The sequence below is a fragment of the Pyrolobus fumarii 1A genome (assembly GCF_000223395.1).
Lineage (GTDB): Archaea > Thermoproteota > Thermoprotei_A > Sulfolobales > Pyrodictiaceae > Pyrolobus > Pyrolobus fumarii.
Genome location: NC_015931.1, coordinates 162,774 through 189,348 on the forward strand (window position 1 = coordinate 162,774; position 26,575 = coordinate 189,348).

32 protein-coding genes and 2 tRNA genes are annotated in these 26,575 nt (G+C 48.0%); 22 read left to right on the top strand and 12 right to left on the bottom strand.

All coding sequences use genetic code 11. The features are described from left to right. Positions 1-4: 4 nt before the first annotated feature. The gene (locus PYRFU_RS10115; RefSeq protein WP_014025737.1) at positions 5-244 is read left to right on the top strand and encodes an RNA-protein complex protein Nop10; all 240 of its coding nucleotides are present in this window, start codon (positions 5-7) and stop codon (positions 242-244) included. On the opposite strand, the gene PYRFU_RS01000 is transcribed toward PYRFU_RS10115, so the two are convergent. Further along, a complete protein-coding gene (locus PYRFU_RS01000; RefSeq protein WP_014025738.1) occupies positions 225-722 on the bottom strand; it encodes a CDP-2,3-bis-(O-geranylgeranyl)-sn-glycerol synthase in 498 nt (165 codons plus the stop codon). The two genes, PYRFU_RS10115 and PYRFU_RS01000, sit on opposite strands and share 20 nt — an antisense overlap. Continuing rightward, complete coding sequence (locus PYRFU_RS01005) at positions 716-1,360, bottom strand: P-loop NTPase family protein (RefSeq protein WP_014025739.1); 645 nt, start codon at positions 1,358-1,360, stop codon at positions 716-718. The genes PYRFU_RS01000 and PYRFU_RS01005 overlap by 7 nt, the downstream gene beginning before the upstream one ends. Positions 1,361-1,428: 68 nt before the next feature. Here PYRFU_RS01005 and PYRFU_RS01010 point away from each other — a divergent pair, with 68 nt between their 5' ends. The 7 genes from PYRFU_RS01010 to PYRFU_RS10730 all read left to right on the top strand — a co-directional run bounded on the left by PYRFU_RS01010 (position 1,429) and on the right by PYRFU_RS10730 (position 7,849). Next, positions 1,429-2,724 (top strand): Clp1/GlmU family protein, encoded by a 1,296-nt coding sequence (locus PYRFU_RS01010; RefSeq protein WP_014025740.1) that lies wholly within the window; start codon positions 1,429-1,431, stop codon positions 2,722-2,724. Next, positions 2,712-3,965 carry a UbiD family decarboxylase gene (locus PYRFU_RS01015; protein ID WP_014025741.1) on the top strand — a complete coding sequence of 418 codons (1,254 nt, stop codon included), beginning with the start codon at positions 2,712-2,714 and terminating at the stop codon, positions 3,963-3,965. Before PYRFU_RS01010 ends, PYRFU_RS01015 begins: the two co-directional genes overlap by 13 nt. 2 nt (positions 3,966-3,967) lie before the next feature. Then, positions 3,968-5,167: an aconitase X catalytic domain-containing protein gene (locus PYRFU_RS01020; protein WP_014025742.1), complete on the top strand. Its 1,200-nt coding sequence runs from the start codon at positions 3,968-3,970 to the stop codon at positions 5,165-5,167. 30 nt (positions 5,168-5,197) lie between these two features. After that, positions 5,198-5,572 (top strand): aconitase X swivel domain-containing protein, encoded by a 375-nt coding sequence (locus tag PYRFU_RS01025; protein WP_167827769.1) that lies wholly within the window; start codon positions 5,198-5,200, stop codon positions 5,570-5,572. Positions 5,573-5,627: 55 nt separating this feature from the next. Further along, the gene (locus PYRFU_RS01030) at positions 5,628-5,897 is read left to right on the top strand and encodes a stationary phase-response protein (protein ID WP_167827941.1); all 270 of its coding nucleotides are present in this window, start codon (positions 5,628-5,630) and stop codon (positions 5,895-5,897) included. A 169-nt stretch (positions 5,898-6,066) separates the two neighbouring features. Beyond that, entirely contained in the window at positions 6,067-7,386 is a 1,320-nt protein-coding gene (locus tag PYRFU_RS01035) for a ribonuclease FAU-1 family protein (protein WP_167827770.1), read from the top strand. Positions 7,387-7,411: 25 nt separating this feature from the next. Then, positions 7,412-7,849, top strand: a complete 438-nt coding sequence (locus PYRFU_RS10730; RefSeq protein ID WP_167827771.1) for a DUF120 domain-containing protein — start codon at positions 7,412-7,414, stop codon at positions 7,847-7,849. Here the strand turns inward: PYRFU_RS10730 and PYRFU_RS01040 are convergent. Beyond that, positions 7,765-8,526 carry an MqnA/MqnD/SBP family protein gene (locus PYRFU_RS01040; protein ID WP_014025747.1) on the bottom strand — a complete coding sequence of 254 codons (762 nt, stop codon included), beginning with the start codon at positions 8,524-8,526 and terminating at the stop codon, positions 7,765-7,767. The two genes, PYRFU_RS10730 and PYRFU_RS01040, sit on opposite strands and share 85 nt — an antisense overlap. Next, entirely contained in the window at positions 8,484-9,674 is a 1,191-nt protein-coding gene (locus PYRFU_RS01045) for a radical SAM protein (protein WP_014025748.1), read from the bottom strand. The genes PYRFU_RS01040 and PYRFU_RS01045 overlap by 43 nt, the downstream gene beginning before the upstream one ends. An 89-nt stretch (positions 9,675-9,763) precedes the next feature. Here PYRFU_RS01045 and PYRFU_RS01050 point away from each other — a divergent pair, with 89 nt between their 5' ends. Further along, entirely contained in the window at positions 9,764-10,903 is a 1,140-nt protein-coding gene (locus tag PYRFU_RS01050) for a radical SAM protein (RefSeq protein WP_209442498.1), read from the top strand. 28 nt (positions 10,904-10,931) lie between these two features. On the opposite strand, the gene PYRFU_RS01055 is transcribed toward PYRFU_RS01050, so the two are convergent. After that, a tRNA-Glu gene (locus PYRFU_RS01055) sits at positions 10,932-11,009 on the bottom strand. 97 nt (positions 11,010-11,106) lie between these two features. On the opposite strand from PYRFU_RS01055, the gene PYRFU_RS01060 reads away from it, so the two are divergent. From PYRFU_RS01060 to PYRFU_RS01070, 3 genes are all read left to right on the top strand, one after another. After that, entirely contained in the window at positions 11,107-13,008 is a 1,902-nt protein-coding gene (locus PYRFU_RS01060) for a CBS domain-containing protein (protein ID WP_014025750.1), read from the top strand. Positions 13,009-13,058: 50 nt separating this feature from the next. Beyond that, positions 13,059-13,137 (top strand) — tRNA-Gly (locus PYRFU_RS01065). A gap of 124 nt (positions 13,138-13,261) precedes the next feature. Continuing rightward, positions 13,262-13,561 (top strand): RNA polymerase, encoded by a 300-nt coding sequence (locus tag PYRFU_RS01070; protein WP_014025751.1) that lies wholly within the window; start codon positions 13,262-13,264, stop codon positions 13,559-13,561. Positions 13,562-13,606: 45 nt separating this feature from the next. On the opposite strand, the gene PYRFU_RS01075 is transcribed toward PYRFU_RS01070, so the two are convergent. Both PYRFU_RS01075 and psmB (PYRFU_RS01080) read right to left on the bottom strand, forming a co-directional pair. Beyond that, entirely contained in the window at positions 13,607-14,320 is a 714-nt protein-coding gene (locus tag PYRFU_RS01075) for an endonuclease V (RefSeq protein WP_014025752.1), read from the bottom strand. Continuing rightward, complete coding sequence (gene psmB, locus PYRFU_RS01080) at positions 14,317-14,952, bottom strand: archaeal proteasome endopeptidase complex subunit beta (RefSeq protein ID WP_014025753.1); 636 nt, start codon at positions 14,950-14,952, stop codon at positions 14,317-14,319. Before psmB (PYRFU_RS01080) ends, PYRFU_RS01075 begins: the two co-directional genes overlap by 4 nt. 152 nt (positions 14,953-15,104) lie before the next feature. Here psmB (PYRFU_RS01080) and PYRFU_RS01085 point away from each other — a divergent pair, with 152 nt between their 5' ends. Together PYRFU_RS01085 and PYRFU_RS01090 are read left to right on the top strand one after the other, a co-directional pair. Then, the gene (locus PYRFU_RS01085; RefSeq protein ID WP_014025754.1) at positions 15,105-15,677 is read left to right on the top strand and encodes a TFIIB-type zinc ribbon-containing protein; all 573 of its coding nucleotides are present in this window, start codon (positions 15,105-15,107) and stop codon (positions 15,675-15,677) included. A 42-nt stretch (positions 15,678-15,719) separates the two neighbouring features. After that, entirely contained in the window at positions 15,720-16,817 is a 1,098-nt protein-coding gene (locus PYRFU_RS01090; protein WP_014025755.1) for an NOG1 family protein, read from the top strand. Here PYRFU_RS01090 and rtcA read toward each other — a convergent pair. Genes rtcA through PYRFU_RS01105 form a run of 3 tightly spaced genes read right to left on the bottom strand, consistent with a single transcriptional unit; the run spans position 16,780 to position 19,169 of the window. Then, positions 16,780-17,850, bottom strand: a complete 1,071-nt coding sequence (gene rtcA / locus PYRFU_RS01095) for an RNA 3'-terminal phosphate cyclase (RefSeq protein WP_014025756.1) — start codon at positions 17,848-17,850, stop codon at positions 16,780-16,782. The two genes, PYRFU_RS01090 and rtcA, sit on opposite strands and share 38 nt — an antisense overlap. 3 nt (positions 17,851-17,853) lie before the next feature. Further along, entirely contained in the window at positions 17,854-18,390 is a 537-nt protein-coding gene (locus tag PYRFU_RS01100) for a nicotinamide-nucleotide adenylyltransferase (protein WP_014025757.1), read from the bottom strand. Further along, positions 18,366-19,169 (bottom strand): SAM hydrolase/SAM-dependent halogenase family protein, encoded by an 804-nt coding sequence (locus tag PYRFU_RS01105; protein ID WP_014025758.1) that lies wholly within the window; start codon positions 19,167-19,169, stop codon positions 18,366-18,368. Before PYRFU_RS01105 ends, PYRFU_RS01100 begins: the two co-directional genes overlap by 25 nt. Here PYRFU_RS01105 and PYRFU_RS01110 point away from each other — a divergent pair. Genes PYRFU_RS01110 through PYRFU_RS01120 form a run of 3 tightly spaced genes read left to right on the top strand, consistent with a single transcriptional unit; the run spans position 19,168 to position 21,464 of the window. After that, complete coding sequence (locus tag PYRFU_RS01110) at positions 19,168-20,211, top strand: RsmB/NOP family class I SAM-dependent RNA methyltransferase (protein WP_014025759.1); 1,044 nt, start codon at positions 19,168-19,170, stop codon at positions 20,209-20,211. The two genes, PYRFU_RS01105 and PYRFU_RS01110, sit on opposite strands and share 2 nt — an antisense overlap. Beyond that, on the top strand, positions 20,208-20,744 hold the full coding sequence (locus PYRFU_RS01115; RefSeq protein WP_167827772.1) for a PUA domain-containing protein: 537 nt from the start codon (positions 20,208-20,210) through the stop codon (positions 20,742-20,744). The genes PYRFU_RS01110 and PYRFU_RS01115 overlap by 4 nt, the downstream gene beginning before the upstream one ends. Positions 20,745-20,750: 6 nt before the next feature. After that, complete coding sequence (locus PYRFU_RS01120) at positions 20,751-21,464, top strand: FKBP-type peptidyl-prolyl cis-trans isomerase (protein ID WP_014025761.1); 714 nt, start codon at positions 20,751-20,753, stop codon at positions 21,462-21,464. Positions 21,465-21,497: 33 nt separating this feature from the next. Here the strand turns inward: PYRFU_RS01120 and PYRFU_RS01125 are convergent, their stop codons facing one another. After that, on the bottom strand, positions 21,498-22,565 hold the full coding sequence (locus tag PYRFU_RS01125) for an NAD(P)-dependent glycerol-1-phosphate dehydrogenase (RefSeq protein ID WP_014025762.1): 1,068 nt from the start codon (positions 22,563-22,565) through the stop codon (positions 21,498-21,500). 73 nt (positions 22,566-22,638) lie between these two features. Here PYRFU_RS01125 and psmB (PYRFU_RS01130) point away from each other — a divergent pair, with 73 nt between their 5' ends. Together psmB (PYRFU_RS01130) and PYRFU_RS01135 are read left to right on the top strand one after the other, a co-directional pair. After that, positions 22,639-23,241, top strand: coding sequence for an archaeal proteasome endopeptidase complex subunit beta (gene psmB / locus PYRFU_RS01130; RefSeq protein WP_048191293.1), 603 nt, complete (start codon positions 22,639-22,641; stop codon positions 23,239-23,241). A 45-nt stretch (positions 23,242-23,286) separates the two neighbouring features. Beyond that, the gene (locus tag PYRFU_RS01135; RefSeq protein ID WP_014025764.1) at positions 23,287-25,236 is read left to right on the top strand and encodes a beta-CASP ribonuclease aCPSF1; all 1,950 of its coding nucleotides are present in this window, start codon (positions 23,287-23,289) and stop codon (positions 25,234-25,236) included. Here the strand turns inward: PYRFU_RS01135 and PYRFU_RS01140 are convergent. Further along, complete coding sequence (locus PYRFU_RS01140) at positions 25,233-25,724, bottom strand: DUF1947 domain-containing protein (RefSeq protein ID WP_014025765.1); 492 nt, start codon at positions 25,722-25,724, stop codon at positions 25,233-25,235. The genes PYRFU_RS01135 and PYRFU_RS01140 overlap by 4 nt on opposite strands. Before the next feature lie 64 nt (positions 25,725-25,788). Here PYRFU_RS01140 and PYRFU_RS01145 point away from each other — a divergent pair, with 64 nt between their 5' ends. The 3 genes from PYRFU_RS01145 to PYRFU_RS01155 all read left to right on the top strand — a co-directional run bounded on the left by PYRFU_RS01145 (position 25,789) and on the right by PYRFU_RS01155 (position 26,575). Further along, positions 25,789-26,016, top strand: a complete 228-nt coding sequence (locus PYRFU_RS01145; RefSeq protein ID WP_014025766.1) for an LSM domain-containing protein — start codon at positions 25,789-25,791, stop codon at positions 26,014-26,016. A 19-nt stretch (positions 26,017-26,035) separates the two neighbouring features. Further along, on the top strand, positions 26,036-26,224 hold the full coding sequence (locus PYRFU_RS01150; protein WP_014025767.1) for a 50S ribosomal protein L37e: 189 nt from the start codon (positions 26,036-26,038) through the stop codon (positions 26,222-26,224). A gap of 87 nt (positions 26,225-26,311) precedes the next feature. Beyond that, entirely contained in the window at positions 26,312-26,575 is a 264-nt protein-coding gene (locus PYRFU_RS01155; RefSeq protein ID WP_048191294.1) for a DNA-directed RNA polymerase subunit H, read from the top strand.

Consider the following 26,575-nt stretch of genomic DNA (forward strand, 5'->3'; position numbering starts at 1 on the left):
CGATATGAGATGGTTAATGCGAAAATGTGTTATTTGTGGACGTTACACACTCTCTCGTGACAAGTGCCCCGTATGTGGAGGCGAAGTAAGAGTACCTCACCCACCACGTTTCTCGCCGGAAGATAAGTACCTCAAGTATCGTTATCTTATGAAGAAGCTTGCTGGATTACTACCGGTCGGCGAGGAAAACGAGAAAGAGGAAAAAGAAAAGAAGAGGATGGTCGCTACCACGGGACAGACTTGATACCTAACCTGTATGCTACTATGTTTGTAATCCTGTGCAGCATATAGACCATGACTGCGAAAGCTATCGCCATAATAAGATTGGGCTTGTAGCCCGCCATGATGGTCAAGAGGTAAGCGCCAATTATGAAATCGAGTTGGTCTAGTATGGGTGCATGAGCGCCTCTTTCTAGCCCTAATCGTCTCTTGGTAAACGAGCCTACCATGTCGCCTATGAGTGCTCCTAAGCCAGCTATCACCCCGTAGTACGCGATAAGTGGGTTATTCAGGAGTAACGCGAATGTAAATGCTATTGATGTAGCGTATAGCATGGCGAGAGTAAACCCCTCAACAGTCTTACCGTCGCCTAATACTCGTCTTCCATCTGGAAGCCGGAGTCCCATGTCAATAGGGTGTCCACGAGAAATAAGAGTTGCAGAACCGTTTGCTACGAGCGCTGGTACGTAAATCGCTATAAAGACGGAGGCCTCTGCTAGCATTTTATGAGTACCATATTGGTGGTTAGCAGCAGCTCCGCAATAACGTTGCCTTTCTCGTCTATCACTAGCCTCCGGCGACTATCAATACGTTGAAGCTTCAATACGACATCAAAGTACTCTTGTATAAGCGTATAGGCGGGCGGCTCCTCGGCTCTTGTTTCGGGGTTTACGTGTACCTGGCTAGTTGCTATGCATGTACATGAGTATCTCTTTGCAATTTTGTTGATTAGCGTTGCCGTTAACGTCAATACGCGCGTTGAGATATCTGGTAAAAGTGAGGCATCTACTCGATAAGGACCCGTCAGAGTATCAATGACGATGCCGCATCCACCGATGTTCCGCGGGTTAATCTTTGCCAACTCTAGCGCATATTCCAGCAGATACTCTAGTATATCCAGAGTCGAGAAGGCTGTCAAGATCTTAGCTCTAGGGGGCAGAATCCGTGATGCTGCAGGTAATGTACTCACAGGTTCGCTTGTCACCAACAATATATCGTTTATCGCTCCTCGAGTATACAACTGCTTGATTATAGCTAGCGACATTAGCGTTTTGCCGCTCGCAGCCTCGCCATAGACTAGTAGTGGTGATCGCTCATTAACCATGTTGAGTAGTCTTTCGCACTCTACTACGATTCTCAATACCCCTGGTCCCGCATGTTTGAGAGTATGGGGGTTTACGGTAAAGCTTCACAACGGGGGTGTAGTCTATGGCAAGAATAAGTCTCGAACTCGAGCAAGGCGAGATCGTTCGTGTTATGGGTCCAGCTAAGCTCACAGTACTAAGAGGACGTGTTATGATACTTGGTGCAGTATTCTCCGAGAACGAGAGTGTGGAGATAGACAAGTTCAGAAGCTATGGTGTAAAAGCTATCGAGAATGCAGCATTGGCGGTGACACTTGGAGAGGGTAGCTCGCTTGAACAACCAGTTGAAGGCGAAGAGGTCATAGATGAGTGGGTTAGAGTTGCAGACGAAATAGTTGATGCAGTTAAGGGCGAAGGCGGTGTTGTAATAGCAATAGGTCCCACGGATGCAGGTAAGTCGAGTTTCACAGCCCTTCTGGCTAATCGAGGTTTACATGCTGGCTTAAGAGTAGGTGTAATTGACGCTGATATAGGGCAGGCGGACGTAGGCCCGCCTGGTTTCATTTCTGCCACTTTGGTTGATAGGAAGATACTTTGGTTAAGATGGCTTAAAGCTGAGGAGCTTAGGTTCATAGGCTCAATAGCACCGCATCGTCACGAGCGTAGAATACTGGCTGCTGTCGTAGATTTATACCATGTGCTTAGAGACAGAGGTGCACAGCTCATAGCAGTTGATAGCGACGGCTGGGTGTATGGCCTATCCGCGCTAGAGTATAAGATGGAGCTTATCCGCGTGCTTAGGCCAGCAGCAGTCGTTGTTGTCGGTGATGACAGTATTGCGAATGTTGTCGCAGGATGGACAAGAGGTTTCAAAACGAAAGTGTATGCTGTTAAGTCGCCTGCTGTCGTGAGAGTGCGTGACCGTGAGGATAGGAGAACGCTACGATCCGAGGCCTACCGTAGATTCTTCGAAGGGGCGACAGTGAGAAGCGTTAAGCTAACAGAGGTAAGCGTGATGGGCTCATGCCTCTTCATGGGCGAGCTACTCGACCAGAATAGGTTAGCGAGTCTATCGAGTGAGCTTGGTGTGCAAGTACTGGCGGGAAGTGAGAGCGTAGATTCGTTGGTTCTTGTTGTTGACAAGCAGCCTAGGCCGGGTGTCATCGAGAGATTATCGCAAGAGAAACAAGTCTATGTGATAACTCGTGGTTCTGAGCAAGGACTCTATGTTGCAGTCCTAGATAATGAAATGCGAGAGAGGGCTCCGGGTGTGATAACAAGCATAGACTATTCGAGCCTAGAGGCACAGGTATTGACAAGCTATCAGGGCGAGATAGGCGGCTTGATAATCGGCAACATTAGGCTTAGTATTGAGGCGGGGTTCGAGGAAGTCGGGCGGGTACAGCGATGCCCGTTGTGACCAGTTGTGAAGTGCGAGAAGAGTATTTAGAGAGTCTAGATGCCCTACCACGATTACTTCACGAGTGTGATGGAAAATGTAGTGTGATTGCAAGGTTTGGTGGTAAATGGTTTGATGCTATTGGCAACGTAATTTGTAATCGTGGTGCATTGTATAACCTTCTTGGTGCTAGGAAAGACTCTGAGGCATATGCAAAGCTGCTAGAAGCTATGAATGAGGCGTCATCTGCTAAACTACGCGAGGAAAGCTTCAGTGAATGGTTTGAAAAGGCTGATGCTTCGGTAGCGGAGCGTCTTCCTGCAACACGTTTCTATGATTGTGACGGAGGACCATATCTTACTGGCGGTGTAATCATAGCGTGTGTTGATAATGTATGTAATGCGTCCATACATCGTATAATGAGGGTTGGCAAGGGAGTGTATGGTGTTCGAGTAGTTCCAAGGCATCTGCATGCGCTCCTGGAGCGTAAGCGTCCTTTGCCTGTCGCCATAGTATTTGGTGCTGATCCGCGTGTAGAGCTTGCATCAGCATGCTCGCCTCCTCTGGGTGTATTTGAGCTAGGCGTTGCGGTGCGGTTAGGATGGAGCGGGCGTGTCTGCAAAACCCCGCTGTACGGGATTCCAGTGTCGTGTGACGCAGGTGTCGTGGTGGAGGGATTACTTGGTGAGCAGTTAGTTGAGGAGGGCCCGTTTACTGATATACTGTTGCTCTGTGACGAGAAACGGTTACAGCCTAGTTTCCGTCCGCAAGCTGTGTACCTTAACAAAGTTACTGAAAGGTTTGTATGGCAGATTCTTCCGGGTAGCGAGGAGCATAGGCTACTGATGGGGTTCCCTAGGGAAGCTAGCATATGGGATAGTGTGAGAAGGGCGACGGGCAAGGAGCCCATTGTTAGGCTGACTAAAGGCGGGGGCGGATGGCTGAATGCTGTGATAGCCTTCGACAAAATAGATGATGCGCTTGCTAGGCTTGCAGGCATAGCAGCCATAGCTGGTCACCCGAGCGTCAAGAACGTAATAGTCACTACAGCTGATGTAAACATTGATGATCCCGTTGATGTAGAGTGGGCTGTGGCCACGAGGGTACAGCATGACCATGATGTCATAGTTATTCGTGGCGTTAGAGGCTCTACACTAGATCCAAGCGGATCCGAAGGTGTTGGAACCAAGACTGTGATAGTGGCTATCCCGAAAGGCGATAAAAGCAAGTTCCTGAAGCCAAAGCTTCTGGGTAGTAAGTAGTAATGTATCTCACGCAGATAGAGGAACGGATGCTTAATGGAGAGTATGGTGAAGCTGTTCGCAAAGCTATGGAGATATTAGTTCGTATTGGTGAGGCGTTGGGAGCGCCAAGGTTAATCCCCGTAACTTCTGTCCATGTTTCTGGCATTTCTGTCAACAATATTGGTGTTGAGGGGGTTGAGCTCATAGAATGGTTTGCGAGGAACGGTGCACGCGTGTTAGTCAAGAGAGCTACCATTAATCCAATGGGGTTCGATCTTGATGGGATAATGCCCAGGGATAGCCGTGAATGGGCGCTTCAATTACGATTATTAAATGCGTTTAGGAACATGGGCTTCTCTACAATGGTGACGTGCACGCCTTATGATGCTGGTAATAGGCCTGGTCGTGGTGAGCACATTGCCTGGTCGGAGTCAAGCGCAGTTCTCTATGCTAATAGCGTACTTGGTGCACGTACGAATAGAGAAGGAGGTATAGTTGCGCTTGCGGCGGGGATAACTGGGCGTATCTATCTATGGGGGATGCACCTTGATGAGGAACGTATGCCGACTCACCTCATCCGCATTGTTGTGAAGGACGATGTGCGCAACGATCTCTATAGTGGTGTTGTTGGTGCTATTATAGGGTCTGTAGTAGACGGTATACCGTTGATAGACGAAGGATATCGTGTTGACGAGGCTGGTGTTAGGAATCTGCTTGCTGCGGCTGGCGCTTGGGGCTCGTTGCCTCTCATATATCTGCCAGGCGTTACACCAGATTATCGTGATGCTCGTTCCCGCTGTGATACGTGTGAACGTTTGGAAATCGACGATCGCGAGATTAAAGATTTTATAGAGCGTGTGGGTGGTTACGCGGACGAGAATGTAGATGCTATCTTTGTTGGATGCCCTCATGTTAACACGAGTGTACTAGACTATATCATGAATAAGTTGGAGAAGTGCGGCGGGACAAAAATACCGTTCTATGTTGCTGTCGGGGGTCATGTACCACGTGAGTATGTTGATAAAGGGCTTAGACTCAACATTAGAGTAGTACGTGGTACGTGCATGGTAGTTACTGAACTTTCAAGGCTGGGCTTAGAAAGCATAGCAACAAACTCTATGAAAGCGGCTTTCTACCTTCCCCGTAGGCATGGTGTACAAGTTAAGCTGGGTGAACTAGACAAGTTGGTATCAATAGCTTGTGGTGCGCATGGTGGTTAGAACATGATGACCCTAAAGGGGCGAGTCGTTGTGCCCGGAGTGGCACGAGGCAAATTGCTTGTCATTCCAGACAATGTAAGCTTCTATGGTGAGCTTGAGAAAAGAGACCTTAGTGGCAAGATTCTACTCGTTGAGGGTACGCGGGGCAGTACCGTAGCGCCTTACGTCATATACCGGATGTGTCGTCGAGGAGTTGCGCCCAACGCGCTGCTTATAGCGACGCGTGTAGAGCCGATGATAATAGCTGGAGCAGTTCTGGCAGAGCTGGTGCTGGTAGACTCGCTTGCAGAGTTAAACCCTGGTTTGAATCTACAAGCTCTTCAAGAGTATAACGGCGTTGATGTTGAAGTAGATGCTAATAGCGCCTCATTAGCGCGTATTACGGTGCCAGCTATTCGCAGATAGAAACTATATTCTAGCTTGTCAAGTTTAACGGCTACACTATGGGTGAGTGCGTATGGTGCAGGCTGTGTATGACAACGAGGCTAAGATAAGGCAGGCTACTATAATGCTTATGAGAGTAATTAACGATACCCATGTACCGAGAAACATTAGGCGTGCAGCAATGGAAGCAATAAAGCAGCTCAAAGACCCTACATTAAGCCCTGGCGTACGTGCTGCTAACGCTATAAGCATCCTTGATGAGATAAGCCAGGACCCAAACATGCCAGTTTACGTGCGTACAATAATTTGGAACGTAATCACCCTCTTAGAGACCGTGAAGGACTAAAGCACAATTGTTTTTGTTGGCATCGTGTGGGGCTTGAGTGATGGATGTTCAGACTGGAATAACGCGGGTACGAGTACGGGGAATCTATGCTACTGCCTTAACGAAAATACTGTTAGATGAGGGTTTCCAAATTGTACAAGCTTCTAATTTAATTGCTATGAGGTTTGGCTTGCCTCAGGTTCCTGCAGCAGCAGATGTAACTGTGAAGAGCATTGAGAATGAACCATCTCGGATACTTGTGATCGGGTTCCCAGTACATGCTGATCGCGTGGTTAAAGCACTATCAAAGTACATGCCGACATCGCCGTATTGGCGTTCAAAGCTAACCCTTTACTCGACTGTTGTTGGTCGTGTAAAGGGAGCTGAAAACGGTAAGTGTATTGTTGAGGTTGATGGTATAGAGCTTGAGCTTGTCAATAGTAGTGAAGAATGCGAGCCTGAGAAATTTGTAATTGGATATGTAGTTAAGGCTCCGATATTCCCTGGGGAAAGAGGCAGGCTTGTTGAAGGTGTGAGAGTTGTTGGCGATTATGCAATGGTCTATAAGAGTGCAAATGTCAAGGTGACGTTCAGTGAACACATATCGCGTGCTGATAGGCGCGCCCTGTTATCCTCGCTAGCTCTCGAGTATACAAACAGGGGTATCGGTGTTCACTGGCGTAGCAGCGCTCGCGATGCAGAGGATAGCATACTAAGGGAGGAGCTTAAGAAGCTCGTTGAGAAACTTGCAAGTGTTGAGGAGAAAGCCAAACAGATGCTAGAGGAAGGTAGAACAGGTGTTGTCAGCGAGGGCGAGCGAATATACATATACGAGATTTCCAGTATTGACAAAAGGAGGCTTGACGATATTCGTGATTCCATACTTCCGACCATACCGTGGCATCATAGCATTAAAAGCCTGGGCGACGAGAAGCTCAACGTGATTGTGGATTATGCGGAAAAGGTTCTTGAAATTGATAGAAGTGTACGCTCGAAACTACATGAGGGTCTCAAGCTTTACATAGTCGATCAGCTTCAGGGTAAGAGAGTGAGAGTTCACCACGTCAAACTTGATGGTAGTGTAGTAGAGCTTGGGGTAGCAACCGTACGTGAAGCTAGGATCGATAGTGGAGAAATAAGCTTGATACTCGAGAGGCATGTGAGAAGCTCCGGGGTATACGATGGTCTAGGTGTCGAGAAGGAGCCCGGTGATATAATAGAAACTAGCATAAGTACGTCTAGGTGGTACATAACCCACAAATATATATCGAGAGATGGTAACCTAAAGGGAGTGTATATAAACATTAATACGCCACCAGAAATTGCCCCAGGATATGTGCGGTACATAGACTTGTCTGTTGATGTTGTGAAGATGCCCGATGGAAGTGTGAAGATAATCGATGTAGAAGAGTTTAAAAAGTATGTTGAAGAGGGGGTTGTGCCGTCCGAGCTTGTCAACAGAGTTAAGGAGGTTGTGAGAGAGATTGCTGGCGTCGAACTGCAGATTTAGAGTATATCTTGTCGTCAGGGGTAAAGTGACAAGAGGTGTTGGAAAAGCCTCGAGATTCGTGACTGAGAATCTTTACAAGCGTTTGTTTCTCGACATTCTCGGCTGTGAGCCTTATCCGGGCACACTCAATGTGCAGATAAGCGATGAACTTGTGGTAAGAGCATATAAGACTATCATTGAGGAACTGGGGCCGTGTATGATCTATACTCCGAGAGACACTAGATATGGGCGCATACATCTTCTTGAAGCTTTAGTCTATGGTATCATACCGGGGATTATCGTTATACCGGAGCGCGGTGTTCACGATTATTCTCGTACTCTAGAAATTGTAGCATGTAGAAGAATTAGGGATATTGCTGAGTCCCTGAATAGTCTTGTCTATGTGGTTGTTGGTTGTGGTTTAATAAGGTGCTGGTATTTTTGGAGCAGAGCGATATTGAGCCTCAAAAGCTCAGGATTATAGTCTAGTCTAGTGTATCTCAAGTACTCGATTACTGTTGGGAGCGGGACATGTAGGGTGTTATAAGCACCTAATATATCGGTTAGTGTCGGTTCTAGTCTTTTGAGCTTCGACAGTTTATCTTGTATGATGCTACACTCGCCGGCAGTAGCTGCAAAAACGGGGTCAAAACCAAACGTCTTGCGGTATAGCGAGGCCAGGTCGGTTACAACGTGGAATTTACGCGAGGAGTATATCCTAATGCCCTTGTCGCCTATAAGGAGTATACAATCTTCTCTTCTGGCCTCACTTACCGGGTCAAGACTTCGTTTAATTATTACGCTCTCCCCTCCACATACGACACTTGCTAGGATACGCGCGAGAGAGTAAGATGCGATACTCTCGCTTGTAACAAGTAGACGTTTACATTCACATAGCTCGGTCCTGGCTACCCTAGAAGCTATGATAACGCTAGGGGAGAAGCCATCCGTGTATACCATTGGACCTATCCACACTTGTAGTTTGTACGTCACGATAAGCGGGAGGGGTGTAAGCCCGCAGAATACATTCCTGTACTTCTTTATGGCACCATGCGTCTCTGATGGTTTAAGGAAGAGAAGACGTAATCCTACTCGTTTAGCTTTACGCACTAGTGGTATCAAGTGTGCGTAGGGTTGTAGAACGTATATCCCGGGCTCCAAGCTAGCCAGAGCGTCTCCCTCCAGAACTTTGCCCCCTTCGCCCGCCTACCTAAACACTCGTAGAAGGTGTTTCTCTCACATGGGACTAATCCCGCCTGGACTATGATGTACTCTAGCTCGGTTGGATCGAGACCCCGGGTTATCTTGCCCTCTGTCGAGCCTATGACAGGTTCATTGTAGAAAGTACCGCCCAGATCATTGGCGCCTGCACGTAATGCTATGCTTGCGAGTCTCTTCCCTAGAGCTACCCAATAGGCTGTTATGTTACGAAGCTCACGTCCCAAAACAAGTCTTGATACAGCTATTATGCGGAGGTCATACAATGGTGATTGCTTCGCGGCTATGACTTCCTTGTACTTAGGGTTTTTAGCTAGTGCGGTGTTGCCCGGCCGCCACCTTATCGGTATAAAGGAGATGAAACCTGCAGTTTCTCTTTGAATACGTAGCACGCTTAGCAAGTGTATTGCTATATGCTTAGGCTCCTCTATGTGTCCATATAACATTGTTACATTGGAGCGTATGCCTATACGGTGTGCCATCTTGTGTACTTCAAGGTAGGTGGTGGGGTCTGACTTATACGGTGTTATTATGCGTCGTATGTTCTCATCGAGTATCTCTGCTCCGCCGCCGGGCAGAGCGTCAAGGCCAGCCTCCTTCAACTCCCACAATAGCTGGTCTAGAGGCTCTCCTAGACGACGGGAGATGAAAACTAACTCCTCGGCTGTAAACGCTTTGACCGTTACGCCCGGTACTTGTCTCTTAATCTCCTTGACAAGGTTTAGGTAGTAATCAACGCTAATATCGGGATTAAAGCCTCCAGTTACATGTACTTCCGTTATACCTTTTTCAATACGGAAACGCTTGACGATTTCCACTATCTTGTCTATCGGTAGAATGTAGGATCTACTGGCATCCTGTGCGTGGAAATTGCATATGGGGCAGTGTGCTACGCAACGATTAGTATATGCAACATAGAGATTGACAACGTATGTTGCATTTTGACCTACTATCTTCTCGCGGAGCTTGTCAGCTTGGTATAAGAGTTCGTGGAGGGGCTCAGTACTGAGAAGCTCCTCAACGAGTTTGGCGCTTATATGTTCTCCATTTAGGCTCCGCTCAATAACTTCACGCGCTACACTCTCTGACACGGTACCGCTCCGTAAAGAGCCTACATTTTGCTAACAAGTATTTCCTTTTACGCGGTAAACAGTGTAGACCTAAGTTGGGGCCAAGGCTTTTGGTTAAAGACAGCATGGATGCTGGTAAGTCGGTAGCTTACAAGGTATTTGAGAAAATGAAGGGTAGGCTTTCATATGTTGAAAGCGTAGAAAAGCTTCTACATGGAGAAGCTAATGTAAAAGCTATTGTTGATGCATTCCAGGAAGATCTTAACGTTATTGGTGCTTTAGCGAATATAATCACGGAGGGAGTAACCGGGCGCAGAGTGGGCTACATCATAAACATGATACTCAATTACACAAACGTGTGTACAGTTAGATGTAAATTCTGTGCTTTTCACGTAAAACCTGGCTCGCAGAAAGCGTTCACAATTACTCCTAGCGAGGCGGCGAAAATCGTTAGAGAGCATTATGAGCGTTTTAGGATACGTCAAGTGCTGGTTCAAGGTGGTGTTAACCCAGAGTTGCGTCTTGACTACTTTGTAGCTCTCTTCCGCGCTATAAAGGACGCTGTTAAGGGGCGTGTAGCGATTCACGGGTTGAGCCCGGTTGAGATAGAATGGCTTTCAAAGGTAGAGGGTGAGTCCATCAAAAGAATACTTGAGGAGTTGCGTAGTGCCGGGTTAGATAGTATACCGGGTGGGGGTGCTGAGATACTCGCGGAGCGTACTAGGCGTATATTGTCACCGCTTAAGGGTCTACATGATTCATGGTTGCGTGTGATGTCTGAGGCTATGAAGCTAGGGATACCAATTAGTGCCACAATGATGTATGGGCACATAGAATCTCTAGCTGAGCGTGCCGAGCATCTTATCCGTATACTGGAGCTTCAACGCAAATATGGTAAGATAATGGCGTTTATAGCCTGGAATTACGAACCCGCTGCAGAGCTGAAAAAACTAATACCATATGCTGCTACTGGCATTGAACACCTTCGTGTTATTGCTGTTGCTAGGTTGGTATTTCGCGACGAGATAAGGTTCATACAGGCTGGATGGCTAACAGCTGGGCGCGAAGTCGCACAGCTTGCGTTATGGTATGGGGCCAATGATTGGGGTGGTAGCCTGTACAACGAGAAAGTGTTGCCAGCAGCTGGTGTAGAATTGCCACTGTTGGTCCGGGAGAGTATTGAGAGGATGATAAGAAGCGTGGGCCGCGAGCCATACGAGCGGGATAATTTCTACCGGCCCGTGAGGTAGCTTGCAGGAAGCATGTTGGTGGAGAATGTGGTGCCGCGGCCGGGATTTGAACCCGGGTCACGGGCTCGAAAGGCCCGCATACTTGACCGGGCTATACTACCGCGGCTTTCCATTATCGTCCTGCCTCGCTAGGTTTCTAATACTTTACTAGGCCATCTTGTTTTTACCCTGGTATAACGCTTTAGTGTAGGGTGGTTGCAGGCTTGAAGGTATGGGAGGCTACAAGAAAGCCCAGGGTAATAGTGCTGCCAGACGCGTTCATAATGGATGTTCGCGCTAGGATGCGCGACAATGAGGAGGGTATCGCGGTTATAATTAATGATCCTATCGAAGAGAAAGTGGTTGGATATCTTACTAGGCGCGAGATTATACAAGTAACAAGTCATCACACCAATCTGCGTGCAAAGGACTTAGCACTAGATTATCCGGTTGTTACACAAGATGCCGACATTGACGAGGCGTACAAGCTGCTTGTGGAGCATAAAGTGGATTATATGCCGGTTGTTGAGAGTAAGAACAACCCCAAGCTAGTGGGCGTCATAGGTCTCGTCGACATTGTTAGGGCTTTGTTGGCAGCCGGGTATGAGCCCATAGCTGAAACTGTGGCGGAGGTCATGACTACAGACGATCTAGACAAATACCTCACGACTCCCGACGAGCCTATAACCAAGGTTTGGAGCGATTTCGTGTACCGTGGTATCAAGGGTAAGGTTGTCATAAGGAGTAAGGAGGAGCCGTACCCAGTAGGCATGATATCACTGAAAGAACTTGTTGAGAGTGGCCGCTGGTTCTTCCATCGTGAGAGTGAGCGTGGGCTAAAGAGTGTTGCAAAAGTTAGAAGGCTTATGGTGCGTGGAGCTGTTGTTGCAACCCCCGAGACGCCCATTAGTTACGTTGCGAAGGTTATGGTGGAGAACGAGTTTCCTGTTATTCCAGTGGTTGATGAGCAGGGTCGTGTGATAGGTGTTGTCACGATAGAGGATGTGGCGAGGGCTTACCTCGTAGGTGCGAAGCCCGGTAGAGTTAAGCCTGCAAAGAAGGCTGCGCTGCCTAAACCTGTTGCACCCGAGGAGAAGGTTACATACGTTAGCCGCGAGAGTGTCCTAGAGCAAGTCCTTGTTGCAAAGCCTGCTGTTGAAGAGCTAATTGGTGTACGTGCAGCTGACATCATGCGTACAGAGATGCCGGCAATAAGCATCAACGATACTGTTGAGCATGCTCGCAGGGAAATGATTAGACGTAAGACGAACTACCTTCTAGTCGTCGATGAGAAAGGTAGTATCGTTGGTGTAGTGTCAAAGTGGGCAATGCTGCGTGCTCTTGGATTGAAGGGTCCTATTTGGCGCAGACGCATACATGATAGAATGTTCATCGACTATGTAATGGATACGGACATACCTAGAGTATCTCCCGATGCATCGATTGAGGAAGTTGCGGCAGAGATGGTCAGGAAGGGCGCTGAGGTGGCATTCGTTGTTGACGAGAAAGGCAACATAATAGGTTTCGTAACGAAGGATGACATCGTAGATGCATATGCAAGAACCCAGATAGGTAGAGCACTTGTAGAAAATGTAATGACGCCTGGACGCATAGGTATAGTACACCCGCACCACAGCCTATACCATGTCGTGCAGAAAATGAAGAACTTCTATCTGGACGCACTCACGGTATATGACGGTAGCCGCGTAATTGGCGTAGTCTCTGCCAACCGGCTGCCATTCGTGGCCCTAGAAGATGCTACAACCGGCATGAAGAGTAGGAGGCTTGTATGGGTACGCAAACTTGTAAGAAGCGCGGCTCGCAAAGGAAGGTACGTGAAAGTTCTTCCACTATTAGCCATTGACGTCACAGTACCTCTAAACGTGAGCGTGAGTCCAAAGGATGACGTAGTGAAAGCGATAGAGCTAATGAAAGAGTATAATGTCGATGGTATCCCAGTAGTTGATGAAGAGGGGCGCGTGCTGGGTGTTATCTGCAAGAATGACATCCTAAGGGAGCTCGCACGTACAGCAAGGCTCAGAAAGGCTGTTGCAGCCATGGCCGAAAAGGAAGAGAGCAAGGAGACAAGGGAGACAACAGAATCATCTCAAGCCAAAGCTCAGTAGAGAAAAGCTTTTATTCTGCTCAACCACTCTTTGGTTATCCTGGAGAGCGCGCGGCGGTCGTCTAGCCTGGACTAGGACGCCGGCCTGCCAAGCCGGAGATCCCGGGTTCAAATCCCGGCCGCCGCACCACCCACCTTCTCTTCTCACGAATCACCAGCCTAAGGGATGCTAACCCAGGTCACTCTAGTCGTATCAAAAAGCCAGTAATGTTATTAGCCTAGACCATTGTTATTGGTGGGCGGTGACGCTAAACATGCAATTCTGTCCAAAGTGTGGAGGTATAATGATGCCTGCAGGGCGTAGCGACGGTAAGATAATGCTAAAGTGTACGAGGTGTGGACATGAAATGGTTGTCGAGGCGGCTGCTGTTAGTCGTGATTTTGTGATAGAGACTAGAGTTCCACAAGAAGAAAGAGTGATAACAACATCTAGGGTCAGCAGTGGTGGTAGAAGGCGTGCAAGGGATCTTGAAGAATGGGAGCAAGAACGTGAAGAGTATAGAGAGATACTACTTGAGCAGCTGCAGCAAGAGCTTGAGGGCGGAGAGGAATAAGAGCCTTGTAATGACGAGACCGTTTTCGCCATTATTATCAGCTTGTCATACTCTCAATCTCTGAGCTTCAAAATTTAACTGGTTTTCACATTCATCAACGTATCCAGTATAGCATTCACGAAGTTTCTTGGCTTTCTTTGATAGTTTATCTGCAATGTATGTTGGTATAGGTAGCGTTGCACGCCCCCTCAGTAATCGCTTTACTATTGAAAATGCTGTCATTAGCGATATGCGGTGACCTGGACTTACATAGAGAGACTTGCCTCTATGGTGTAGAATCAGTGCAACTGTCTCGTCGCCTATGCAAAGAGCATCCATATTATGATACTTGCAGTGTTGTCCTGCTAACCTTTTCTTAGCTACACCTATACTAGGAGTGTCAAGCGCGACTCCTATGTGTGTGGCTATGCCTGCTTTTCTTGGATGGGCTCTTCCGTGGCCATCAACAATTATTATGTTGGGTTTGGTCTCAAGCCTGGAATACGCCACGTATGCTAGAGGAGCTTCGCGGAATGCAAGAAGACCCGGAATATATGGTACAGGAGGATGGCCTATAGCCACCCTAACTTCTTTCACACGGAGTGACGGGTATGTAAACACGACTATAACGGCTATACCTATCTCACGGTGGCCTGGAAGATAAGCTAGGTCAACTCCACCAATGTATTCGATTTTGTCGAAATCATCGTGAGTTAGGGCATGGTGGGCTATCATTAATTGAAGTTTGTAAGCCCGTGCCACATCAAAACTCAACTTCATTGTCTTACGCCACTTGTTGCTATCCGCTTACTCTCCTCAATAGCAACTATTCTTCCGTCAACTCTCTTTATCACAAGTATGTCTATACCGTCTCCCGATATTGCATCACGCTCAATAGCAATTCTGACAGCTTTTTCTGCCAGCTCTTTTGCTTCGTCAATGCTCATATCTTTGCGGTAATTCGCCTCTAGTATACCGATGGCAATAGCTGCGCCTGAGCCCAGGGCAGCGTAATCATCTTCGATTACCGAGCCGACGGGATCCATGACGTATAGGTGGGATCCTGTCTCGTCAACACCGCCTACCAGAACTTCAGTAATGAATGGGATCAACTTGCTAGCATATAGAATGTTGGATAGCAGCTTTGCGGCAGCATAGACACGAGCTGGTTTACCGGTGCTCACTTCGTAGTATTGTATTTCTGCTGATAATATGCGTGCGAGTGCCTGCATATCAGCGTATAGACCGGCGAAAGCAATGCCTATTCTATCAGTTACTTTAAACACTTTCTTGCCAGCCTTACTCACTATAAATCCTCCATAGCTGACGCGCTTCTCCGAAGCCAGTACTACACCGTCCTTAACTCGTATACCCACGGTTGTGGCGCCAATACCGTACTCTGCGTAACTCATGCCTCTCTCCCCAAAGCCGAGGGATTGTACGCGAGTATATCACCTAGTTGGTACTTATGAATAGTTTCGGTTACCAGACCCTCATATTGGTGTATGTTTGTACGCTTGCAACTCATATCCCACCATAGATGTAAATAGTGTAGGGTGAAGGGATGAAGAAGTGCCCTCTCTGCGGTGCAGAGAGTGTGATACTTGATACAGCAACGGGCACCGTTGTGTGCACATCGTGTGGTTATGTACTTGAGGAAAACGTGGTTGACGTTAGTGGGGGTACTGGTTATCGAGAGGATGTTACGGCAGTGCAGCAATCCAGGACGCGGTATAAGCCTATAGACGTAGATTACTCACGGCTTATAGATGACGAAATGAGTAGGAGGAGAAGAAAGCTAGAAAGGTTGGCTAACGTGAGACACGCAACCGACATCAGCATACTTACATCTGTAATCGAGCGTATCCGTTTAGACACTGTAGACGGTATTACAAGGATTCTCAAGCTCTTGGAGGAAAAGGGAGGTCTTAAGAAAAGAAGCAGCAGGATGAAGTTAGCTGTTGCGCATGCCCTCTACGAGTATGTTAATGGGCGCTATCCTAACCTCCGGGAATTAGCCAGTCTCTACTCGGTAAACGAACTCAACTTGAAAAGAGCGTTTAGGAGGTTGATAAGATCGGGACTAGACAGGGAGATCGAGAAGACTATCAAAGCAGAAACGTGGCTCTTAAGTTGATATAAGCCAAAGTATGTAGTTATGCAGTGATGGGATAGTATGTTGAAAGAGAATGTAGGTGTGCAAGGCAGGAATGCGGCCAAGCTTGACGTGAATACCGTGGTTCGATTGTTTAAAGAGACGCATATACCGTCAATAGAGGAGGTTGTTGAGCGCATAGGAAGGAGGTATAGGAGGCTACGCCCAAGACGGCGCGGGGCAAAGGGACTAATAGAATTTGAGTTAAAACGTGTAGAGCTCGTATACAATATACTACGAAGTGTATTCGAAAAGCTTGCAAAACTGCCACCAACAAAATACATGAATGAATATCATGCTCTCCTCATAAAGAGCATCTACGGCGATGCATATGATAAAGCAATTGAGAGAGCAAGATACGCTTTAAGGCTCTTAGAACAACTTTGGAATGACTACCGTCTATTGATAGTTACGGCCGAGAATCCTCGTGAAGCTGCAAGGTTACGCAAAGAGGCAGCTGGGAGAATGATATCTGTATGGAGGCGGTATAAAAAGCATGTAGACGTTCTAATCGAGGTGAAAAACGAGATTATAAAGACTCACGTGGTTTCTGAAAATCTTCCAGTCATAGTAGTTGCGGGCATACCCAGTGCAGGCAAATCAACTCTAATACGACGCGTATCAAGCGCTGAACCCGAAATAGCAGCATATCCGTTCACAACAAAGACAATAATTGTTGGTAAGCTGCGTTGTCCGCAACTAGAGACATACATTGTCGACACACCAGGTATACTTGACAGGCCTTATGAGGAACTCAATGATATAGAGAAGAAGGCATATGTTGCACTACGCGCATTGGCAGATGTAATCGTTTTCTTAGTGGATGTATCTCCAGAACGCATACTTGACGTTCAACAACAATACCATATATTGGATCAAATTCATGATACGATAGCAGAGCCGGCAGGCACCGATATAATAGTTGTAATCAATAAGGTTGATGTAAAAGAGGAGGCTGCATTAAAAGAAGCAGTAAGCAATGCATTAGCGCGTGGCTTGACTGTAATTGAAATATCAGCTTTAACTGGGCATGGTGTAGACATGTTACTACAACTTGCTTGTGATAAGGCGTTTAAACATTTTATCAAGAGGTCAAACCTATACCTCGAATTCGAAGAGTGAAGGGCTTGTCAAGCTCACCTTTAAGTTCATACTTTATGCCAGTCAGCTTCTCCACTACTAGCAGGTTTGTGTAGGCATGTAGCGTGAGCTTCGCGCCGCCAAGTACACTCTCACCTTCAGCTAAGGCGGCAAAGGGAATCAGCATATCCGACGCGTGCCTATCGAGCGCTTTGCCGGTCTCGAGATCTTCAATTAACTTTCTCGCTGCTTCTTCACCAACACGTTCAGCAGGTTTACCTTTGGCGCCAAGGGAGTCGCCACCAAGTACGCTATTTTCCGTTTCAGCATAAACTACAATTCCGCTACCAGGGCCTAGGTGAGGGTCTTTACCCGGAGTGTAGTACTCGAGGTCAATTTTCAGTGGTACGTCGGGATACCTTGCACGAATAACACTTGCAGCAGACCTAGCTTGACGCTCAGCAACGTGTTTGGGTAGCCGCACACAGTGCGATAATCCTTTGAAAGCAAGCACCTCACCACGCTCCTCTAACTCTATGCTATGTAGGCGCCTGGGTGGATTATCGACCCTGAATATCACGATACCGCCACCCTTCGGATAGTGACCACGACGCTTCACTATGATATCGAAATGATATCCGAACTTCTCTAAAAGAGGGCGAAGTACAAACCTAACATAATCCACGGGAGGGCTCCAAGGTACGTCTGTTCCGCCTCTAATTTCGACTTCTAGCGGTTCGGGTACAAATGCTGCTACCGGTAGCAACGCTTGCAAAACGAGCGTTACGCTCCCTGCAGTGCCAATATCAAAACGATACTTGCCGCCACGTAACTCTCTAGGCTCAAACACGATGCTAGTCGAACCTAGTTTAAGCCCTTCAACTCTAGCGTTAGTGAGAGCCGCTACAGCACGGATGGCCGTCATGTGTTGCCTTTGGAGTCCAGGGTTCTTTCTCTTAGCACGTATGTTATACACGCGAAGTTTGATACCCAGTACAGCCGCCAGTGCTACACTAGTTCGGAGGATTTGGCCTCCACCTTCACCCATGCTACCATCTATTACTACCTCGCGCAAGCTTCACACCTCCGTTACCCTACGCAACCTTTCCACGCCACCAATGGACTCGATATACTCTGCCACAGAAGGAGGAACTAACGAACGCCACTCCGCATCACCTTTAAGCATCAGCCTTCTCACAACAGTTGCAGAGTAGCGCTCGCGATCAAACATGGGAGGCGTTATCACACAGTAGCCATACTCGAAGAACAGCCTGGCAACTAACGGGTTACCTGACACTACACAATCAAATCTCGGAACAAACATTTCAACCCACCTAGGCCACACGAAGTTGGTCTCTATATCGGTAACAGGGATCATGAAAACGCGGCTAAGATCAATACCAACGTCCTTCAAGCCTAATCTGAGCATCTCTATGCGCTCGCCCGCCGTGAACGGATTCGAGAAACTATGGCTCTTCTGAGCCGAGCCAATAACTATAATGACTTCGTCAAAGCGCTCTAGGACCCACTTTATAAGCCTAAAGTGACCCCAATGTGGAGGCTGAAACCTCCCGGGGAGCAATGCGCGTTTTACACCCTTGGTCTTTTCATGCAAATCTCGTCACCTCCCGTGATGCTCAGCTTCTCGGCTGCAGAGCCCATATACACGGCAAGCTCGACAAAGTCGAAACTATTGTAGTATACCGTAAGTTCACCCGGCTTTGCCTCGCTAAACGTTTTGACACACTTGGCACGTATGCAGTCATTCCTTATGCATATAATCGTGTGGCCATCGACACATACATTTTCGAGAATTGTGTCTTCTCTAGTGGCGGATAGAGCGACGTTACCGAACTTGTCAATGTGTATGACATCCAGACAGTAGCCGTCATCAACCTCCCTGACGCGTCTGATATCGAGTTGTACAAGTCTATCGATGCTAAGTGGTGAGCCGAGAGACTCGATATCAACGCCTAATGCTAGCATCGTAGCTGCAGGTGCAAAGATATCGCGCCCGTGGAAGGTGTATGAGGTTGGCTTCAGCCAGAACCTATCGTTATCAAGTATAACCGCTTTTACAAATCCATCGCGCTCTATGACCGGCCATAGCACTCCATTATTTGGCCCTACGAAGAAATAGTTACGTGTCTGCACAGCTATTGGTTCGCGGTTACTACCAACACCGGGGTCAACCACGACAAGGAACACAGTGCCACGTTTAAACAGCCTCAGACTAGAGTACAGTATGTAAGCACCAGCATGGATGCTAAAACTCGGTATGTCATGGGCAAGATCTACCACTTTAACCTTGCCACCGCTAAGAAGCTCTATAACCGCATGTACTTGCCCTACATAAGGGCTTCCTGGGCCAAAGTCTGAAAGGAATGCGATCATGCCCGTCAAACTACCGCCCGATATACTGCGTTGCTTAGACCATAGGGCTGAAACGCTCTTCGCCTATAGTGTGGAGGAGAGGCACAGGAAAATTGCTGATAGATACGATGTCCTACCCTACATGGTTGCTAGGTACGAGGAGATATTCGATACTGTAGAGGAGGCTATAGAGTTTCTTGCCATGAAGCCCAAGGACATACTAAGAGCTATACGCGTCAACACACTCAGAACTAGCAAAGACGTGGTACGCGAAGTACTGGAGAACAAGGGGTTCGTTCTAGAGGACTACTGGATACCCTATACGTTGATAGTAATTGAGGAGCCTTTATCGGTGGGTGCGACACATGAATACATGCAAGGACTCTATTATAACCAAGGCGCTGGGTCTCAGGTACCAGTCTACATAACGGATCCTAAACCTCTACAACATGTGATCGATCTCGCGGCTGCTCCTGGAGGCAAAGCGACACAGATAGCTCAGCACCAACGCGATACGACGCCTATAATAGCATTGGATATCTCGCCAAGAAGATTAGCATCCCTAAAAAACAACGCTAATCGGCTTGGAGTGAAGAGTATCGTAGCGCTCCTCATGGATGCGCGTGAAGCGCCTAGAAAATTAAAGCAAAAATTCGACTATATCCTGCTAGATGCGCCGTGCACGGGAGAGGGTCTACTCCCTCTAGATCCACGTAGACGCAAAACAAGGACACCCATAGATCTTGCAGACAGGGCTTGTCTGCAGAAACAAATGCTAGAAGCTGCACTAAAGCTAGCTAAAGAGGGTGCACTAATAGTCTACACAACGTGCAGCATAGCGCCGGAGGAGAACGAGTACGTGATATCAATAATACTAGATAAATATGGGGACAAAGTCGATCTTGTGGATCCTCCGATAAAGCCCCCTATATACAATCGCGGTATTGAAGAGTATAATGGCGTCAGTTTTAACAGCAAAGTTAGACGTTGTATTAGGCTTCATCCTACGCGCACGAGGACAGAGGGCTTTGTGATATGTGTGCTAAGAACGAGAAAAACATGAAATGTAAGTACCATGTGGATGATAAGACCACTACTCGGCTACTAGAGAACGTGCTAGCGTGCTACCTGGACCAACCTTACCACAGATTATTACGCGAGTACGTGGTTGTAAACGTAGTTTTAGAAGATGGGCGCATTGAGATATTATTGACCCCGCGATACTCTGCAAACCTGCTTTCTCTGCTACCCTGTGAACACGTGTATACAATGGGGTTACATGTAGCTAGCATACACCGACGTGACCTGCGTCTACATTTATCGTTAGGCCAGCTCATCGAGCACGTGATAACCCGCTCTTACATAATAGTTAGAGAGAAGCCTCTACGCAAGCTATTGTACGGTCGGCAAGTCTTTGTAAGTGAGGACGAGTACATCGAATACGTACCACCTCCACGAGAGGAGTGTAAACGAGTAGCAGTGTTAGACGAGAACAGAAGATTTGCGGCATGGGGGGTTATACGTCAGGCTAGTGGAGGCAAGCTTCTTATCAAACCCTTGGTTGACGTGGGCTGGTACCTGAGGAGCGGGGTGTAGCACGTAATGGCATTCAAGGATGGCGACTTTGTGCTTGTAGAGTACAGTTTGAGGTTAAAGGACACAAACCAGCTGATTGATACAACCAGTGAAGAAGAGGCCAAGAAGGAGGGTATATACGACGAGGATAGAGTATATGGCCCAGAGCTAGTGATAATAGGAGAAGGCAGGCTCATACCTGGTCTAGAAGAAGCGATAAAGGAGATGAATGTCAACGAGAAGAAGGAGGTTGAAATACCACCCGAAAAAGCGTACGGCGTACGCGATCCGAATAAAGTGAAGACGTACAGTGTTAAACAGTTCCTAAGGCACGGTGTAAGACCAGAAATAGGTAAACTAGTTGAAATAAATGGACAAGTTGGGCGCATAATTGCTGTCGAAGGCGGACGTGTGAAAGTAGACTTCAACCACCCTCTCGCTGGTAGGACTCTACTCGCAGTCATACGTGTGGTAGCTAAACTAGAGAAGGACGAGGATAAGATAAAACATCTCGTTGCGAGGAGGCTGCGTGCAAAGCCCGACTACATAGACGTAAACGTAGACCGCGAGAATGGCGTAGTCACAATAAAGATGAAACCGCAGGCAGCTCTGCGTGCAACACCAAGCACCAAGGTGGTGCTTCTAGACGAGATACGCCGTTACTTCGATTGGGCTAGGCGCGTCAACATAGTAGAGGAGTACGAGATCCGCGCGGAAAAGAAGGAACAGGAGCAGCAGTAATGAACCTCAATAGAAACTAAAAAGTGGTTTAAACTAGTCGATGACTCCTGTTATACGTGCTATTCTCTCGGCAGCTTCCCATGTTAATCCGCTTTCGCCAAGGATTGTGTAGCGTTCGGGTCTAACCCTGTGCGCAATAGTTAATGCCTTTATTATGTACTCGTCTTTTATGCCCAGTTCGCGTGCTGTTGTGGGTAACCCTATCTTGCGTAGAATCCTCCTTATACGCTTCCACGGTCCGCCATGCAAGTACATCATCATTATCGTGCCTATTGCCACCTGCTCGCCGTGCAATGCAGGCTTGGGAGCTATCATGTCAAGAGCGTGGCTGAAGAGGTGCTCGGAGCCACTGGCGGGTCTAGTAGAACCCGCTATACACATTGCAACGCCGCTACTTATCAAACCCTCAACTACTATGTGTGCAGCCTCTATTCCGCCCCTACGGATTGTTATCGCGTAGCGTATCACGTGTCTCGCCGATAGTAGCGCTAGACTTGCTGCATACTCGCCGTAGTACTCGCCTTTCAATTTATGTGCAAGCTTCCAGTCGCGAACAGCCGTAAGCTTAGCGATAAGGTCTCCGCTACCAGCGCGGAGAAGCCTTGATGGAGCCTCAGCTATTATCCTCGTATCGGCAATTATTGCTATCGGAGGCTTGACTTTCATGGACACTGGGCCGTTAACACCCTTTATAGACGCAAAAGGAGACGCTATACCATCGTGAGACGCCGCTGTAGGGACGCTAACCATTTCAACGCCTAGCTTGAAAGCAACGTATTTTGCAATGTCTATCGATTTCCCTCCCCCAAAACCTATCACGACACTAGGCTTGTAGGCTCTTGCCTCTTCTAATGCATGTTCCGCATCGTCCGCAGTAGAGGACTTCACGATGACGAAATTGTACTCTATCTTGCTCCTCTCAAGAGACTCTTCAAGCAGATTGTGGTATTTCTGGTAAACATGTGGACCAGTTATAATGATGGCATTTGAGCCTAGATCGAGTTGCCTTATAGTATTGCCAACTTCGTTTACAACGTCAGTGCCAATCAGTATACGTTTAGGTAGCTCTATCTCGTGTCTTCGTTGCACGAGTGTACTCATCCCACGCTCTCCTTTAATCCGTGCATAGTTTAAGAGCCAAGCCCGGGTGGTTAAACTGTTAGCACCCTCTCGTATGCAACGCGGACTGTTAGAAACCGGCACGACTACAGTAGGCTTGAAGCTACGTGAATATGTTGTGCTAGCGGCGGACAGACGTGCAACGGCAGGTTACTACATTGCACACAAGAAGACACGCAAGATAGTCAAGATAACCGACTATATGGCGATGACGACGTCTGGTCTCGTTGCTGATGCGCAAGTGCTAGCAGAGATTCTAAGAGAAGAGCTGAGATATTACGAGTTGACGACTAAGCGAAAACCCAGTGTCGCGGCTGCCGCTAACATGTTGGCTGCGATAATATTCTCTGCTAGAATGTATCCCTATATTGTGCAGCTCTTGCTCGGAGGCTACGATACTGCACCCAGGCTGTTCAACATTGACTGGTTGGGCACGGTGACGGAGGAGAAGTATACGGCCACAGGCTCTGGCTCGCCGATTGCGATTGGCGTGATAGAATCCGGCTACCGTGAAGATATGAAGGTAGACGAGGCTGTCGAGCTAGCCGTAAAAGCTGTCAGAGCTGCTATGGAGAGAGATGTGGCCACGGGTAACGGAATAGACGTGGTAATCATAGGAAAGGGAACTTTTATAACCCGTGAGTACCCACCACGCTAGCAACGGCTACGGATTCTCAAGTGTTTCTTCCGAGCGTGAAAACCCATGTACCGTGTAGGCGAGCTACCCCTGGCGCTACAACAAGCGATTAGCAAGCATGTCCCGCCGGAGGCTATGATAACAAGGATCGAGTTCGAGGGGCCAGAAATAGCGATATACGTGCGCAACCCAGCTGTTATAGCGTTTAGGCCCGAGATAGCGAGAAATCTTGCAAAGGAGCTAAAGAAGCGTATAGTATTCCGCGCTGAGAAGGATGCAAGAAAACCGCAGCAAGAAGCCATAGAGATAATCAAGAGTATTGTACCGCCAGAAGCCGAGATAAAGACAATAATGTTTGACGAGGTTCTCGGGGAGGTCATAATAAAGGCTAGGAAGGTTGGGCTGGTGTACGGTAAGGGAAAGACCATCTACAATAAGATATTCGCTGAGACGGGATGGAGGCCAGTTATACTAAGGGCTCCGGACAAAGAGTCTGTAACGCTTAATGGCATAATTGACTACATGTTACGGCAAAGTAGCTATCGTTCACAGATACTGAAGACTATGGGTGAACGCATACACCGCGGTGTGCTTTTCGAAAACCGTTATGTTAGAATCGTGGCTCTCGGAGGCTTCATGGAAGTCGGTCGCTCGGCGATACTCGTCGAGACCAGTGAGAGCAGAGTACTCCTAGACCTTGGAGTAAACCCTGGTGGCACAGGCTACGATATGTACCCTAGGCTAGACATTGACGAGATAAGACCAGAGGAACTCGATGCGGTGATAATCACTCATGCACACTTAGACCACATGGGCCTAGTACCCTTCCTCTTTAAGTATGGATTCAAGGGCCCAGTCTACGTAACCAAGCCGACACGCGACCTAATGGTACTCTCGCTATTCGACTTCCTCGATGTCGTAACCAAGGAGGGTAGAAAACCGCCATTCAGCCAACATGATATACGCAAGATGATATTGCATACTATAGCGCTCGACTACGAGGAAGTTACGGATGTCACGCCAGACATCAAACTAACATTCTACAATGCAGGCCACATACTAGGCTCGGCAATAGCACATCTCCACATAGGCGAGGGGCTACACAACATAGTCTACACGGGTGACATGAAGTATGCAAACACACGCCTCTTGACAAAGGCTCACACGAAATTCCCCCGTGTCGAGACACTAATCATAGAGTCGACATATGGTAACAAGAGGCAACAGAAGAGGAGTCAAGCCGAAGCCGAGTTAATCCAATGGATTGTTAGGACCATAGAAGCAAAGAAGGGTAAGGTACTCATACCAGTGTTGGCTGTCGGGCGTGCCCAAGAGATAATTCTCGTAATAGTAGACGCCATCCAGAAGGGATATCTCAGGAAAGTGCCGATATACATCGATGGTATGATAGACGAGGTCACAGCTATACACCTAACGTACCCCGAGTATCTCGCCCCGAGTTTAAGAAAGAAGATACTCTACGGCGAGAACCCATTCACGGCAGAGTTCCTGATAAAAGTTGAAGGTGCGCAGATGAGAGAGGAGATAATCAACAGCTCAGAGCCAGCAGTAATCATAGCAACTTCTGGTATGCTTAACGGAGGCCCCTCTGTGGAGTACTTCAAGAACCTAGCTCACGACGAGAAGAACACGTTGATATTCGTAAGCTACCAAGTGAAAGGTACGCTAGGCAGACGCGTGCTAGAAGCCGGCAAGGGCGGCAAAATAACACTAATAACACCTGAAGGCAAGCTCGAGACAATAAACATAAACATGGATGTTGTAGCGATCGAAGGCTTCTCCGGACACTCAGACATAGACCAGCTGATAGCATTCCTCCGTGACATAGAACCGAAACCCAAGACAGTGATCCTCAACCACGGTGAACCAGAAGCCATACGCAAGTTCCGTAGAAGAATTGAAGCCGAGTGCCGGCCGGGCGGAAAACTAGAAGGGGCGCCATTCTGTGGCAATATCTACACTCCGCAGATACTCGATAGTATAAAGCTCGTCTAGACGCTCCTTGCGTACTTCCATAACCTGTCGCCCATATAATGGAGTCGTTTACTCACCACGCCCCTCTCCATATTGGCGACCTCAGAACTATCCACAAGCGCCTCGTGCACAGCTATAGGTATACGTTTTACAGGTTCAAGTATAACGACGATATCTCCCCGGTTGAACTCGCCCTCGACGCTGACAATACCTGGTCTCATCAAGTTCGCGCCACGTGTTAATGGTCTTACAGCGCCCTCATCAACAATTATCCTGGGCAGCCAGTCTACCCCCACGTCAAGAAGGTAACTAATCAATGGTATGAGCTTGTTCTCGATGCGTGCAAACGCAGGCTTACCATCTATTATGTAAAGCTCTTCAATACCCTCTTTCTTATCCGAGATAACCTCTACATCTGGTTCGCTACTCAGGGGTACCTCGGGCCAACGACTCTTTATCTCCTCGAGGAGTTTACGACGATCGCGTTTGGATAGCTTCCATCGTCTCAAGTAATTCCCCACCCCAGTAAACCACTTAATTCAAGCACGTTAGGTGGGTTGCGGGAGTAGAACCATGGTTGAGACGACGCACAAGCTACTCGAGGAGAACCTAGGTAGCATTGTACTCGTGAAGCTACGTGGCGATATAGTTGTTAGAGGCAAGCTCAAGAGCTTCGATCAGCACCTGAATCTCGTCCTCGAGGAGGCCGAGGAGATAAAGAGCGATGGTAGCACGAGGAAACTAGGCACACTCGTTATAAGAGGGGATAACGTGGTACTCATATCGCCAACAATGGCGTGACTCGTGGAGGTGAGATGGTATGTCCAAGGGTACACCCTCGTTTGGTAAAATGGGTAAAGGCAAGACACACATACGTTGCAGGCGCTGTGGCCGCCACGCTTTCAATGTGGCTAAAGGATACTGTGCTGCGTGCGGCTTCGGTCGTAGTAGTAGGCTACGCCGCTACTCGTGGATGAACAAGAAGGTTAACCGCGTGCGCATCAAGTGACGTTTCTTGCTTCAGCGGGTAGGCTATAAGGGCTTGTTTAGTGCTCCGTGTTACCGGGTTCTAGGTTCAAAACTTAGGGTGAATGCCTTGGCTAGACAGAAAAAACAACGTTTCAACGTTCTTGAGCACGAGTACGTACCGCCACACAGAGTGCTGAGCCCAGAGGAGGCGGCTAGAGTGTTGCGCGAACTAGGTGTAGAGCCCTGGCAGTTACCGTGGATAAGCTACAACGATCCTGTGGTGAAGGCCATTGGAGCGAAGCCAGGCGATATAATTGAGATCAGGAGGAAGAGCCCTACCGCAGGTGAGATCATAGTATACCGTCTCGTCGTGGCTTATAGCAGGAAGTAG